Source organism: Bradyrhizobium sp. USDA 3256, assembly GCF_054058275.1.
This window is the reverse complement of record NZ_JBSSAE010000002.1, coordinates 8,532,774-8,547,039: the sequence shown is the minus strand read 5'-3', so window position 1 is coordinate 8,547,039 and position 14,266 is coordinate 8,532,774. Positions and strand designations below refer to the sequence as shown.

General features: G+C 65.2%; 11 protein-coding genes and 1 pseudogene. 9 read left to right on the top strand and 3 right to left on the bottom strand.

What is annotated here, in order from left to right; translation table 11 throughout:
- Nucleotides 1-171: 171 nt before the first annotated feature.
- Both polA and ACVWY5_RS42140 read left to right on the top strand, forming a co-directional pair.
- Nucleotides 172-3,210: a DNA polymerase I gene (polA, locus tag ACVWY5_RS42145; protein WP_028333806.1), complete on the top strand. Its 3,039-nt coding sequence runs from the start codon at nucleotides 172-174 to the stop codon at nucleotides 3,208-3,210.
- A 281-nt stretch (nucleotides 3,211-3,491) separates the two neighbouring features.
- Nucleotides 3,492-4,127 carry a LysE family translocator gene (locus ACVWY5_RS42140; protein WP_028333807.1) on the top strand — a complete coding sequence of 212 codons (636 nt, stop codon included), beginning with the start codon at nucleotides 3,492-3,494 and terminating at the stop codon, nucleotides 4,125-4,127.
- 116 nt (nucleotides 4,128-4,243) lie between these two features.
- Here the strand turns inward: ACVWY5_RS42140 and ACVWY5_RS42135 are convergent, their stop codons facing one another.
- The gene (locus ACVWY5_RS42135; RefSeq protein WP_028333808.1) at nucleotides 4,244-4,870 is read right to left on the bottom strand and encodes a glutathione S-transferase family protein; all 627 of its coding nucleotides are present in this window, start codon (nucleotides 4,868-4,870) and stop codon (nucleotides 4,244-4,246) included.
- 226 nt (nucleotides 4,871-5,096) lie between these two features.
- Between ACVWY5_RS42135 and pyrE the strand changes: the two genes are divergently transcribed.
- Together pyrE and ACVWY5_RS42125 are read left to right on the top strand one after the other, a co-directional pair.
- A complete protein-coding gene (pyrE, locus tag ACVWY5_RS42130) occupies nucleotides 5,097-5,660 on the top strand; it encodes an orotate phosphoribosyltransferase (RefSeq protein ID WP_028333809.1) in 564 nt (187 codons plus the stop codon).
- Nucleotides 5,661-5,856: 196 nt separating this feature from the next.
- On the top strand, nucleotides 5,857-6,654 hold the full coding sequence (locus ACVWY5_RS42125; RefSeq protein WP_028333810.1) for a DUF2865 domain-containing protein: 798 nt from the start codon (nucleotides 5,857-5,859) through the stop codon (nucleotides 6,652-6,654).
- A gap of 130 nt (nucleotides 6,655-6,784) precedes the next feature.
- Here ACVWY5_RS42125 and ACVWY5_RS42120 read toward each other — a convergent pair whose 3' ends face one another.
- The gene (locus ACVWY5_RS42120; RefSeq protein WP_028333811.1) at nucleotides 6,785-7,216 is read right to left on the bottom strand and encodes a hypothetical protein; all 432 of its coding nucleotides are present in this window, start codon (nucleotides 7,214-7,216) and stop codon (nucleotides 6,785-6,787) included.
- Nucleotides 7,217-7,411: 195 nt separating this feature from the next.
- Between ACVWY5_RS42120 and ACVWY5_RS42115 the strand changes: the two genes are divergently transcribed.
- On the top strand, nucleotides 7,412-7,705 hold the full coding sequence (locus ACVWY5_RS42115; protein WP_028333812.1) for a GIY-YIG nuclease family protein: 294 nt from the start codon (nucleotides 7,412-7,414) through the stop codon (nucleotides 7,703-7,705).
- A 66-nt stretch (nucleotides 7,706-7,771) separates the two neighbouring features.
- Nucleotides 7,772-8,758, top strand: a pseudogene (locus ACVWY5_RS42110) (IS30 family transposase); the annotation flags it as partial.
- Nucleotides 8,759-9,006: 248 nt separating this feature from the next.
- Here the strand turns inward: ACVWY5_RS42110 and ACVWY5_RS42105 are convergent.
- Entirely contained in the window at nucleotides 9,007-9,240 is a 234-nt protein-coding gene (locus tag ACVWY5_RS42105; RefSeq protein ID WP_028335862.1) for a hypothetical protein, read from the bottom strand.
- A 267-nt stretch (nucleotides 9,241-9,507) separates the two neighbouring features.
- On the opposite strand from ACVWY5_RS42105, the gene ACVWY5_RS42100 reads away from it, so the two are divergent.
- From ACVWY5_RS42100 to rocF, 3 genes are all read left to right on the top strand, one after another.
- Nucleotides 9,508-12,051, top strand: coding sequence for a glycogen/starch/alpha-glucan phosphorylase (locus tag ACVWY5_RS42100; protein ID WP_321176974.1), 2,544 nt, complete (start codon nucleotides 9,508-9,510; stop codon nucleotides 12,049-12,051).
- Between the two features lie 146 nt (nucleotides 12,052-12,197).
- Nucleotides 12,198-13,019 (top strand): acyl-CoA thioesterase, encoded by an 822-nt coding sequence (locus ACVWY5_RS42095; protein ID WP_028335864.1) that lies wholly within the window; start codon nucleotides 12,198-12,200, stop codon nucleotides 13,017-13,019.
- 144 nt (nucleotides 13,020-13,163) lie between these two features.
- On the top strand, nucleotides 13,164-14,141 hold the full coding sequence (gene rocF, locus ACVWY5_RS42090) for an arginase (protein WP_018269556.1): 978 nt from the start codon (nucleotides 13,164-13,166) through the stop codon (nucleotides 14,139-14,141).
- Nucleotides 14,142-14,266: the final 125 nt, after the last annotated feature.

The following is a 14,266-nucleotide window of genomic DNA, read 5'->3' as shown; positions in this document are numbered from 1 at the left end:
CATAACCACGACTGCCCGGGTTGGGTAGGCTGGACCCACAGCAGGCTCAAACAACGATCATTTGGGGTAACGGGTCCCGGCTTTCGCCGGGACGACAAATCGTTGTGTGGCACGGGCGGAATCAGCGACACAAAGGCTGTCAATCCGCGCAAAAATCCCTAAGTTTCGGCCATGCCGAAAACAGCCTCCAAAGCCCCCGCCAAGCCCGCATCGAAGACCGCCCCCAAGCCCGTTGCCGCCAAGGCCACGGCGAAGGGCGACCATGTCTTCCTGGTCGACGGCTCGTCATATATCTTCCGCGCCTACCACGCGCTGCCGCCGCTGAACCGCAAATCCGACGGGCTGCAGGTCAACGCCGTGCTCGGCTTCTGCAACATGCTGTGGAAGCTGTTGCGCGACATGCCCGAGGACAACCGGCCGACGCATCTGGCGATCGTGTTCGACAAGTCGGAGATTACGTTCCGCAACAAGCTCTATCCCGACTACAAGGCGCACCGGCCGCCGGCGCCCGACGATTTGATTCCGCAATTCGCGCTGATCCGCGAGGCGGTACGGGCCTTCGAATTGCCCTGCCTCGAGCAGGTCGGCTTCGAGGCCGACGATCTGATCGCGACCTATGCGCGGCTCGCCAGCGAGCGCGGCGCGACCACGACGATCGTGTCATCGGACAAGGATCTGATGCAGCTCGTCAACGACAAGGTCGTGATGTACGACACGATGAAGGATCGCCGCATCGGCCGCGACGAGGTGATCGAGAAATTCGGCGTGCCGCCGGAGAAGGTGGTCGAGGTGCAGGCACTGGCCGGCGACTCCACCGACAACGTGCCCGGCGTGCCCGGCATCGGCATCAAGACCGCCGCGCAGCTGATCATCGAATATGGCGATCTCGATCAGCTGCTGTTCCGCGCCGGCGAGATCAAGCAGCCGAAGCGGCGCGAGGCGCTGCTCGAGAACGCCGAGAAGGCGCGCATCTCGCGCCAGCTCGTGCTGCTCGACGACAAGGTCGACCTCGACGTGCCGCTCGACGACCTCGCCGTGAACGAGCCCGACTCGCGCCGGCTGATCGCCTTCCTCAAGGCGATGGAGTTCACCACCCTCACCCGCCGCGTCGCCGACTACGCGCAGATCGACCCGGCCAATGTCGATGCCGATCCCGGCAACAAGAGCGGCGCGAGCGTGTTCTCTCCGTTGCCGCCGTCGGATGTGACGCCGGCACCCGGAGACGCTCCGACATCGACTGCGGCCCCGCTGCCGAAAGCCAAGCCGAGCGGCGCGCGCGACGACAAGAATTCGAACCGCAAGGGCACGCCGGCAGCGCTGGCCGAGGCCCGCGGCGAGGCGATCCGCAAGACCGGCTTCGACCGCAAGGCGTATCAGGCGATCGGCAGTCTCGACCAGCTCAACGCCTTCATCGCCCGCGTGCCCGACACCGGCTATGTCGCGATCGAGGCGATGTCGGAATCGATCGACCCGATGCAGGGCGAGCTCGCAGGCCTTGCGCTGGCGCTGGCGCCGAACGATGCGTGTTACGTCCCGCTCAGCCACAGGCAGGCCGGCGGCGGCGCGGGCCTGTTCGATGCCGGCCTTGCACCCGGCCAGATCAAGACGGCCGAGGCATTGGCGGCGCTGAGGCCGCTGCTGGAGTCCATCGGAATTCAGAAGGTCGGCTTCGACGTCAAGTTCACCTCGGTGATGCTGGCGCAGCACGGGATTACCCTGCGCAACATCGACGATGCGCAGCTCATGAGCTACGCGCTCGATGCGGGCCGCGGCTCGCATGCGCTGGAGGCGCTCGCCGAGCGCTGGTTCGGCCACGCCGTCGTCAACTACGGCGGCCTCGTCGGCAGCGGCAAGGGCAAGCTGACCTTCGATCAGGTCACGATCGACAAGGCCAGCGAATATGCGGCCGAAAGCGCCGACGTGATCCTGCGGCTGTGGCGGGTGCTGAAGCCGCGCCTCGTCGCCGAGCGGATGGCGACGGTGTATGAGACGCTGGAACGGCCGCTGGTCTCGGTGCTGGCGCGGATGGAGCGGCGCGGCATCTCGATCGATCGCCAGGTGCTGTCGCGGCTGTCGGGCGATTTCGCCCAGACCGCGGCGCGCGTCGAGGCCGAGATCCAGGAGATCGCCGGCGAGCCGGTCAATGTCGGCAGCCCGAAGCAGATCGGCGACATCATCTTCGGCAAGATGGGGTTGCCCGGCGGCAGCAAGACCAAGACCGGCGCGTGGTCGACCACCGCGCAGGTGCTCGATGAACTCGCGGAGCAAGGCCACGAATTCCCGAAGAAGATCCTGGAGTGGCGCCAGGTCTCGAAGCTGAAATCGACCTACACCGACGCGCTGCCGACCTACGTCAATCCGCAGACCCATCGCGTCCACACCACCTACGCGCTGGCCGCGACCACCACCGGCCGGCTGTCGTCGAACGAGCCGAACCTGCAGAACATCCCTGTTCGTACCGAGGACGGCCGCAAGATCCGCCGCGCCTTCATCGCAACCCCGGGCCACAAGCTGGTGTCGGCCGACTATTCGCAGATCGAGTTGCGGCTGCTCGCCGAGATCGCCGATGTGCCGGTGCTGCGCCAGGCATTCCGCGATGGGCTCGACATTCACGCCATGACCGCTTCCGAAATGTTCGGCGTGCCGATCAAGGACATGCCGAGCGAGGTGCGCCGCCGCGCCAAGGCGATCAACTTCGGCATCATCTACGGCATCTCGGCGTTCGGCCTCGCCAACCAGCTCGGCATCGCCCGCGAGGAGGCCTCGGCCTACATCAAGAAATACTTCGAGCGCTTCCCGGGCATCCGCGCCTATATGGACGAGACCAAGGATTTCTGCCGCCGCAACGGCTATGTGACGACGCTGTTCGGCCGCAAGTGCTACTACCCCGACATCAAGGCCTCCAACGCCTCGGTGCGCGCCTTCAACGAACGCGCCGCGATCAATGCGCGCCTGCAGGGCACCGCGGCCGACATCATCCGCCGCGCCATGATCCGCGTCGAGGACGCGCTGACCGAGAAAAAGCTCTCAGCGCAGATGCTGCTGCAGGTGCACGACGAACTGATCTTCGAGGTGCCTGACGACGAGGTCGCGGCGACGCTGCCGGTGGTGCAGAAGGTGATGCAGGACGCGCCATTCCCGGCCGTGCTCCTGTCGCTGCCGCTACAGGTCGACGCCCGCGCCGCCAACAACTGGGACGAGGCGCATTGATTTCTAACCTCGCCCCGCTTGCGGGGAGAGGTCGGATCGTATGGAGCGAAGCGTAATGCGATCCGGGTGAGGGGAGCTACCGCAAGATCCGCCCTCACCGTCATTGCGGATACAGCCCCTCACCCCAACCCTCTGAGAGCGAGCTTCGCTCGTCTCGACCCCGCAAGAGCGGGGCGAGGGAGCGCAGCGGCTTCGCCACCACATTGCTCCGAGAGCAATTCCGAGATGGCCGCGCGGCGGACGACACGCTAGAAGTGTGCGCATCCCTCGCGAGACCCATCATGCCCCACACATCCGCTTTGCTCGGCTTTGCGCTCATCTGCCTCGGCATGGTGCTGACGCCGGGGCCGAACATGATCTATCTGATCTCGCGTTCGATCACGCAGGGGCCCGCGGCCGGCATCGTCTCGCTCGGCGGCGTGGCGCTCGGCTTCGTGTTCTACATGCTGTGCGCGGCGTTCGGCATCACGGCGCTGCTGTTTGCGATTCCCTACGCCTATGACGCGCTGCGCTTTGCCGGCGCGGGCTATCTGCTCTGGCTGGCGTGGCAGGCCGTGAGGCCCGGCGGCCGCTCGCCGTTCCAGGTCAAGGCGCTGAAGGTCGACGGCCCGCGCAAATTGTTCGCGATGGGCTTCGTCACCAATCTGCTCAACCCGAAGATCGCGATGCTCTATCTGGCGCTGCTGCCGCAGTTCATCGATCCCGCCGGCGGCAGCGTGCTGACGCAGTCACTGGCGCTCGGCTCGATCCAGATCGTGATCAGCGTCAGCGTCAATGCGATGATCGCCCTCGCCGCCGGCTCGATCGCGGTGTTCCTCGGCACCCGCCCGACCTGGCTCTTGGTGCAGCGCTGGCTGATGGGCACGGTGCTGGCTGGGCTTGCCATGAAGATGGCGCTCGAGGCGCGGCGGGCCTGAGCCCGACTCGTCATGCGCGGGCTTGACCCGCGCATCCATCGCCTGCACATGCAGGCGCGAAGACTCGCTTGCGAGAGGATGGATTGCCGGGTCAAGCCCGGCAATGACAAAGCCCCTCAATCCAGCTTCGCCTCCATCCCCCGCTTCGTCGCCGGGCGGGCCATCAGCGTCTCGTACCAGCGGTTGACGTTGGGGAAGTCGGCCAGATCGACCTTGTGGCGCGGATGGCGCCAGGCCCAGCCGAGGATGGCGAAATCGGCGACCGAGAGACCGCCGGCGACGAAATCGCGGCCATCGAGCCGGCGGTCCAGCACGCCGTAGAGCCGCCGTGTCTCGGCCATGTAGCGCTTCAGGCCGTAGGCGCGGTCCTGCTCGTTCTCCAGCGCGATGAAATGGTGCACCTGGCCCGGCATCGGGCCGAAGCCGCCCATCTGCCACATCAGCCACTCATAGACCGGGACCCGCTCCGCCAGCGGCTTCGGCAGGAACTTGCCGGTCTTCTCGCCGAGATAGAGCAGGATCGCGCCGGACTCGAAAATGCTGACCGGCTTGCCGCCGGGCCCATCCGGATCGACGATCGCCGGGATCTTGTTGTTCGGGCTGATCGCAAGGAAGGCGGGCGCCATCTGTTCGCCCTTGCTGATGTTCACCGGGATCACCTTGTAGGGCAGCCCCATTTCCTCCAACGCCACGGAGATCTTGCGGCCGTTGGGGGTGTTCCAGGTGTGCAGCTCGATGGTCATTTCCGCTTCCCGTGCAAGTGTTTGGGCAAGTGTTTGGCCGAGTGTTTGGCCGAGTGTTTGGCGCCTGCTTACGGGGAACGGAACGGCCGCACAACCGCGCTTTCCGGAAAGCACGCCCGCGGAAATCGCGGCTTGGGCACTGTTGACGGCCCGATTTCCACGCTGGAATGTGCCGGTAAGCGTGGATAGATTGCCGCCCGCCTCAAACCCTCAAGGGAAAAAGTCTTTGTCCAAATCAGCCTCCCGCGCCCGCCTCGCCGAAATCATCCGCAAGCGTTCGTTCGGCCGCGGCGAGATCACGCTGGCGTCGGGCCGCAAGAGCGACTTCTATTTCAACCTGAAGCCGACGATGCTCGATCCCGAGGGCGCGGCGCTGCTCGCCGAGCTCACCTATGAAGCACTGAAGGACGACAAGCTCGATTTCGTCGGCGGGCTCGAGATGGGCGCGGTGCCGCTCGCCGGCGCCATCGCGCAACTGTCCTGGCTGAAGGGCCACCCGATCGCGGCGTTCTTCGTGCGCAAGAAGCCGAAGGAGCACGGCGCGAAGCTGTCCGTCGAAGGACTGGCCAAGGGCGAGAGCCTTGCGGGCAAGCGGATCGTGATCGTCGAGGACGTCACCACGACAGGCGGCTCGGCGCTGAAGGCGGTGGAAGCCGTGCGCGAGGCCGGCGGCGAGATCGCCCTGGTCTTCACCATGGTCGACCGCGAGGAAGGCGCGACCGAGACGTTCGCCGAAGCCGGCTTGCCGTTCCGCGCGCTGTACAAGGCGGGCGAGTTCCTGAAGGGCTGAGTTTATTCGCTCCCTCTCCCCGCAAGCGGGGCGAGGTGGAAGGGGCGGTTCGCGCGACCTCGCCTTCGTGTGATGCCGTCACCCCAAATCAATCGCTCGTTTACCATCCCGCACTATGGTGAAGCCGCCAGGGCAGCTCGTCGCCGTGGCGCGTCGGGTGGAGTTGGCGTTGCGTACAGAGTTGAGTGATTGGCGTATGCGGCGCCGCGTGATGCTGGTCGCCGCAGCCTTTGCGGGTTCCGTCCTGGTGGTGCCCGCGCCTGTCTCGGCCGAAGGGCTGTTCGACTTCTTCTTCGGCGGTTCCCAGAAGCAGCAGAGCCGGCAGGCGCCGCCGCAGGCCAATTTCTTTGCCGATCCGTTCGGCCTCAACCAGCAGGCTGAGCGGCAGCCGTCCGCCCCCATCTCGGCGCCGCGCGTGGCCGGTTCCGGACCGGCGTATTGCGTGCGCAGCTGCGACGGCAAGTATTTTCCGCTGACGATGCGCGGCAACGCCACGCCGGCGCAGCTTTGCCAGGCGTTCTGTCCGGCGAGCGCGACCAAGGTCTACTACGGCAGCCATATCGACAGCGCCGCATCAACCGCCGGCGAACGCTACGCCGACAGCGAGAACGCCTTCGCCTATCGCAAGGCGTTGCGCGCCGACTGCACCTGCAACGGCCGCGACCCGGCGGGGCTCGCGCCGGTCGACCTCGCGCTCGATGCCTCGCTGCGCGCCGGCGACGTGATCGCGACCACCGACGGCCTCGTCGCCTACACCGGCATCCGTGTCGGCAACGAGCAGTCGTTCGACTTCACGCCGGTTGCCTCCTATCCCGGACTGACTTCGGCGGTCCGAGCGCGGCTGGGCGAAATGAAGGTCGCCCCCGTCAGCGCCGAGATCGCGGGCGACGCGCCGCTGCCGGAAACCAGAAGCGATGTCGCGCCGTCGGCGCCGTCGTCCGTTGCGCCGAAGGGCAACGCCGCAAAGCCCGCGAAGCGGGCCGAAGCGAACTAACGGGCGTCAGCCCGTCATTCCGGGATGGTGCGTAAGCACCAGACCTCAGATGCGCAATTGCGCATCGGGGAATCTCGAGATTCCGGGCTCGCCTCTTCGAGGCGCCCCGGAATGACGACGTAACAAATTGCTACCGCGCCACGATCACGCCGATCACGTTCGGCGCGGCCATGTATTTCTCTTCGATCGCGGCCCGCGCGGCCGCGCGGTTCTCCGGATTGAGGATGCCGCGCTTCTCGGCGAGGATCATCCAGCAATAGCCCCACCAGTCCGTCAGCATGCCGTGATCGTCGACGAGATCATAACCCTGCTCGCCGGCGAAGATCCGCGCATGCGCTTCATCGAGCGAGTCGAGCCAGGCGTGATCCTCGTCCGAGAACAGCTCGTCGTTGAAATCGTCCGTGGTGTAGCCCCAGATCGACATGCAGACCGCGTTGAACTCGCGATCGAGCTGGTCGTCGTCGATCGGCTGGCGGCGCGAGGCCTGGTGCAGCCGCGACAGCGACCGCGCGAAATCGGCAATCCGGGTCAGGGCGAATTGATCGAAGGCGATGGTGGACATGTAGTCCTCGCAGAGACTGAAAGACCATAGATATTGTGTCGGCGCAGCCGCCGAATCACAATGATATATCAAAGACTTGCTAAAGTGTTCTTAATTCGTTCTGATTGGTTTGCAGATCGCCCTTTGGGCGTCGTCCTGGCGAAAGCCAGGACCCATTACCCCAATAGACCAACGTATCGCGAGCCCTGGCCACGAATGAGCACAGCCGGCAGCTACTATGTCTACATTCTGGCGAGCCGCCATCACGGAACGCTCTACATTGGCGTCACTAACGACATTCGCACCCGGCTTGAGCTACATCGGTCAGGCCGAGGCTCCAAGTTTGTCTACAAATACCAGGTCTTCCGCCTCGTCCATGTCGAGGAATTCGCCACGCCGCAGGAAGCGATCGCCCGCGAGAAGCAGCTGAAATTCTGGAAGCGCGATTGGAAGATCAAGCTGATCGAAGCAGAAAATCCGGACTGGAACGACCTGTCGGGCCTCATCTGACGATTGGGGTAATGGGTCCCCTGAGTTCACAAACGAAGTGCAACACTTCCTTGAGGAGGTGTTGCCATGGGGCGGAGTTACAAGCAGCTCTCTCTGGACGACCGATGCGAGATTGCCTGCCTATCGGCCAATGGCAGCTCGGTCCGGCAAATCGCGGCAGCTCTGGATCGCTCGCCATCAACGGTCTCTCGGGAACTGAGGCGCAATCGGGGGAGCCAGGTCGGCTACAAGCCAAACTATGCCCAGCACCAGATGCGAGCGCGGCGCTGGACGGGCGGACGCCTCGAACGGGAGCCCGGCCTGCGCCGCGCGGTGTTGGAACGCCTTCGCCGGGGCTGGTCGCCCGAGCAGGTCGCCGGCCGGCTGGCCCGCGAGTCCGGGCGCAAGGTGATCTCGCACGAGACCATCTACCGCTTCATCTATGCCCAACTCAGGCGCACCACGAACTTCAACTGGCGGCGCTATCTGCCGCGCGCCAAGAGCAAGCGCGGCCGCCGCGGCAAGAGGGGCGGCAGCCCCGCAAGCTTCATCGAAGGCCGTGTTTCCTTGGCAAATCGGCCGATCGAAGTGGCCGACCGCAGCGTGCCCGGACACTGGGAGGCCGACCTGATGATGTTCTCGAAATACGGTCAGGCCGTGCTGACCGTGCACGAGCGCACCTCGCGTCTGCTGCTCGGCATCCGCCTTGCCAGCAAGGTCGCGCGCGGTGTCGCCCGCCATCTCGTGGGCTTCTTCGCGACCCTGCCACAAGAGCTGCGCCAGACCGTGACCTTCGACAACGGCACCGAGTTCGCCGGTCACCTGGCGCTGCACCGCCTCTCGATCGAGACCTTCTTCTGCGATCCCCACGCCCCCTGGCAGAAGGGCGGCATCGAGAACGCCATCGGCAGGATGCGCCGCTTTATTCCCCGCAAGACCGATCTCGTAACCCTCTCGACCGCCAGATTCCGCCAGTTCATCGCCGCCTACAACAACACCCCGCGCAAATGCCTTGACTACCGCACGCCTGCCGAGGCTTTTGCTCAAGTGTTGCACTTCGAATGTGAATCCACCTCCTGGCTTTCGCCAGGACGACGATGTGGCGAGCGAGCATCATCGCTCGGTGACGCATATGCTGCCCGCAAAGCAATTCGGGCCGCTGACCAGGTCAGCGGCCCGTTGAAAATGGCTTCGGAATGAAATGCGTCGGAGCTGAAAAACGTGCCCGCCCCACGAGCGACAGCTGTGTTTGTAAAGAACCCGTTAAGGCTTGAAAATCCGTATCACCACGGTGTTTCGGATTGAGCGTGTTGCGTGGCCGCTCAATTCGCTGCCGAGAGCAGCTTGTCGCCGCAGGCATTTGCGTAGAACCTGCCGCCGCATTGCCGCTTGATGGCGGTACAGCGCGCGGCGGGCGACGCGTTCTGCGCCACGCTGAAGCCGCAACTCAGGCCGTCGGCGCTGCGGCCCGGTTTGCCCGCTGCATCGGCTGCGCTGGTCGCCGTGATGCACACCACGAGCAACGCCGCGGCCGCGATCTCGATCAAGAGTCTCATCACGCATCCTCCGGTCAATTGCCAAAGCCCGGCTTCTGCAGCGCCATCGTAGCACCCATGACCGCTGGTCCGGAAGGTTCCCGAAGCGGCCCGGTCCTTGCATAAAATCACGGCAGCGCTGTGTATGGCACCGTCCCTGACGGTTTCGATTGCCATGCAAGGCGGGTATCATTGCGCTGGAGCGTGATCGGAAGGCCGCGGAACCGGGATTTCCGGGGGAACCATGCTCGACCAATGAGATGAGGTCATGATGCGGGCCATCGCGTCATGTTCCGGTTCGAACGGCAGGGATTGGGCGCGTTGCAGGAACAGACAAACTACCCGGCATTGGACCAGCCGATCGACGAGCTGGCGCTGACCGAGATCAAGAGCGCGATCCTCGCCAAGCTCCGGCTTGCAATCGGCAAGGACGCCACCGTTGCGACCAGACGGGACTGGTACAAGGCCGCGGCGCTGGCGCTGCGCGACCGCATCGTGCACCACTGGCTGACGGCCGAGAAGCAGACCTACGACGCCGGCGCCAAGCGCGTCTATTATCTCTCGCTCGAGTTCCTGATCGGCCGCCTGTTCACCGACGCGCTCAACAATATGGGACTGCTGCCGCTGTTCGAGGCGGCACTCGGCGACCTCGGCGTCGATCTGTCGGACCTGCGCAAATGCGAGCCGGATGCGGCGCTCGGCAATGGCGGCCTCGGCCGGCTTGCGGCCTGCTTCATGGAGAGCATGGCGACGCTGGCGATCCCCGCGACCGGCTACGGCATCCGCTACGATTTCGGCCTGTTCCGCCAGATCATGAACCATGGCTGGCAGCAGGAATATCCCGACGAATGGCTCGCCTTCGGCAATCCCTGGGAATTCCAGCGGCCGGAGGTGGTCTACAACGTTCACTTCGGCGGCCACGTCGAGCATGTCGACGAGCGCGGCCGCGACCGCGCCACCTGGCATCCGGCGGAAACCGTCGAGGCCATGGCCTACGACACGCCGATCGTCGGCTGGCGCGGCCAGCACGTCAACGCGCTTCGCCTGTGGTCGGCGCATGCACCCGATCCGCTCCAGCTCGACGTCTTCAATACCGGCGACTACGTCTCGGCCAGCGCCGAACAGGCGCGCGCGGAAGCGATCTGCAAATTCCTCTATCCGAACGACGAGAGCGCGGCGGGCCGCGAGCTCCGGCTGCGCCAGGAATATTTCTTCGTCTCGGCCTCGCTGCAGGATCTCGTGAAGCGGCATCTCGCCTCCGACGGCGGCCTGCGCAACCTTGCGCAGAAGGCGGCCGTGCAGCTCAACGATACCCATCCGAGCCTTGCGGTCACCGAACTGATGCGCATCCTGGTCGACCTGCACAACTTCCGCTGGGACGAGGCCTGGAAGATCACGGTCGCGACCCTGTCCTACACCAACCATACGCTGCTGCCCGAGGCGCTCGAGACCTGGCCGGTCGAATTGTTCGAACGGCTGCTGCCGCGGCATCTCGAGATCATCTACCGCATCAACGTGGCCCATCTCGCGCTTGCCGAGGAGCGCTTCCCCGGCGACATCGAATACCGCGCCTCGGTCTCGCTGATCGACGAGCGCAGCGGCCGCCGCGTGCGGATGGGCCAGCTCGCCTTCGTCGGCTCGCACCGCATCAACGGCGTCTCCGCGATGCATTCCGACCTGATGAAGGAGACCGTGTTCCACGACCTGCATCATCTCTATCCGTCGCGCATCACCAACAAGACCAACGGCATCACCTTCCGCCGCTGGCTGATGCTGGCCAACCCGCGGCTGACCGCGCTGCTGCGCGAAACCTGCGGCGAGGCCGTGCTCGACGACTTCTCGCTGCTCGAGCGGCTCGAGGCCCATTCGAGCGACCTCGAATTCCAGAAGCGCTTCCGCGACGTCAAGCATCACAACAAGCTGGCGCTGGCCCGGCTGGTCAACGAACGCAACCACATCAAGCTCGACCCATCGGCGCTGTTCGACGTGCAGATCAAGCGCATCCACGAATACAAGCGGCAGCTGCTCAACATCCTGGAGACCATCGCGCTCTACCACGCGATGAAGGACAATCCAGGGGCGAACTGGGTGCCGCGGGTAAAGATCTTCGCGGGCAAGGCGGCGGCGAGCTACCGCTACGCCAAGCTGATCATCAAGCTGATCAACGACGTCGCCGAGATCGTCAACAATGACGCCTCGCTCGGCGGCAGACTGAAGGTCGCCTTCCTCGCCGACTACAATGTCAGCCTCGCCGAGGTGATCATTCCAGCCGCCGATCTGTCCGAGCAGATCTCAACCGCCGGCATGGAAGCCTCCGGCACCGGCAACATGAAGCTCGCGCTGAACGGCGCGCTGACGATCGGCACGCTCGACGGCGCCAATATCGAGATTCGCGATGCGGTGGGACCCGAGAACATCGCGATCTTCGGCCTCGAGGCCGGCGACGTCATGGTCCGCCGCAAGCAGGGGCTCGACGCCAGCGACGTGATCCGCAGATCGCCGCGGCTCGAGCGCGCGATCCGCGCCATCGAGAGCGGCGAGTTCTCGCCCGGCGATGCCGCGCGCTTCGCCTCGATCGGGCACGCGCTGCGTTATCTCGATCACTACATGGTCTCGGCCGATTTCGATTCCTATTACGACGCGCAGCGCGGCATCGACGCCCGCTGGATGGTGGCGCCGGCCTGGACCCGCGCCTCGATCCTCAACGTCGCGCGCATGGCCTGGTTCTCCTCCGACCGCACCATCCGCGAATATGCCGAGGACATCTGGCACGTGCCGGTGCATCCGGGGGCCTCGCCACAGCTCGGCAACCAGCGCGAGGCGAAGGGATAATCCCGGGACGCGGAAATCGATTACGCCCGACGTCATTGAATTTCGCACAATTGCTCGCGATATTGCATGACGGACGTCATTGCTCGTCATTGTCCGTCAGTCCGCTTGGCGATGACCGAAGCGCCAGTCGATATTGAAAGATCTGCATGCTCACCAAGACCCCGCACCTTTTCGATGAAGCCACCGCCGTGACCGCCGGCGACAGCCGCTGGCAGGGACGGACCAGCCCCGATTACTGGGCGTTCGTCGGCCCGTTCGGCGGCTGCACCGCCGCGACCATCCTGCGCGCGCTGATGCAGCACCCGCAGCGCGCGGGCGATCCGCTGGCGCTGACGGTCAACTACTGCGCGCCGGTCGCCGAGGGCGTGTTCGATCTCGATGTTCGCCTGGTCAAGGCCAACCGTTCGAGCCAGCACTGGTCGGTCGAGATGACGCAGGGCGGCGGCGAGGTCGCGACGCTGGCAACCGCCGTGTTCGCCGAGCGCCGCCCGTCCTGGTCGCACCAGCCGGCCGAATTTCCGGGCGCCGTGCCGTTCGAACAGCTGCGCTCCTTTCCGAAGCTCAAGATGACCTGGGCCAACCAGTACGATTTCCGCTTCGCCGAGGGCGAGCCGAAGTTCGCCGGCGGCGGTGCCGCGAAGCTGCCGTCGAGCCCCTATTCAAAGCTCTGGATCGCCGACCGTGTGCCGCGCAAGCTCGATGCGCTGTCGCTGATGTCGATGTCGGACGCGTTCTTCGGCCGCGTCTTCCACGCAAGGCACGAGCTGGTGCCGTTCGGCACCGTGTCGCTGACCACCTATTTCCACGCCGACGCGGCCAACCTGGATGCGGAGGACACCACCCGCGTGCTCGCCACCGCCGACGCCAAGATCTTCCATAAGAGCTACGGCGACCAGCACGGCGAATTGTGGTCGCCTTCCGGCCGGCTACTCGCGACCACGACGCAGATCGCTTATTTCAAGGCGTAGGCGTTTCGAGCGGATCGGCCTCCGGCTCGCGTGGAGCCGTAGCCAAATATCCACATTGGTCTGTTACGACCGCATTGCCTATTTCAGGGGTTGAGGGAACATTGGCACGTCGCTTCTGTTCCACACCTTTGGGAGCACTGCTGCATGTCCGAAGCCGACACGTCAAAGCCCTCGCGCATCGCCCTGCTTGGCGTTCCCATCGAGATCGGCGCATCGCAGGCCGGCCCGCTGATGGGACCGGACGCGCTGCGCACCGCGGGCATCGCGCGCCTGCTCGAGCAGCTCGACTTCCAGGTCGATGATCACGGCAACCTTGCGATCCCGCAGGTCGTCGCCGACGGCCCGGTGCCGGCCAACACCAGGTTCTATGACGAAGTGAAGACCTGGACCCGCGCGCTCTCCGAGCGCGCCTATTGGCTGGCGCATTCCGGCGCGATCCCGATCTTCATGGGCGGCGATCACTCGCTGTCGATGGGGTCGATCAACGGCGTCGCACGCTACTGGCAGGAAAAGGGCCGGCCGCTGTTTGCGCTGTGGGTCGACGCGCATGCCGACTATAACACGCCGGCTACCACCATCACCGGCAACATGCACGGCATGTCGGCCGCGTTCCTGTGCGGCGAGCCCGGCCTCGACGATTTGCTCGGCGGGCTGCCGCGCGCCTCGATCCCGCCCGATCAGCTCGACCTGATCGGCACGCGCTCGGTCGATCCGCTGGAACGCAAGCTGCTGCGGCAGCGCAATGTGTCGATCGCGGACATGCGCCAGATCGACGAGTTCGGCGTCGCCGTGCTCACCCGCCGCGTCATCGAACGCGTCAGGGCGAAGAACGGCGTGCTGCATGTCTCGTTCGATGTCGACTTCCTCGATCCGGCGGTGGCGCCCGGCGTCGGCACCACAGTGCCCGGCGGCGCGACCTATCGCGAAGCCCATCTCATCATGGAGCTGCTGCACGATTCCGGGCTGGTGCGCTCGCTCGACATCGTCGAGCTCAATCCCTTCCTCGACGAACGCGGCCGCACCGCGCGCGTCGCGGTCGAATTGATCGGCAGCCTGTTCGGCCTGCAGATCACCGACCGGCAGACGCCGAGCAACGCGGTGCTGCCGGAGATGGGGGAGTAGCGAAGCAACAAAGTTGATGTCGTCCCGGCCTAGTGCGCAATTGCGCACGGGAGCCGGGACGACGGTGGAGAATGTGGCGCCGTTCGCTGCTCAGCTTGGACGGATGGAGACGTCGCCGAGCCGGC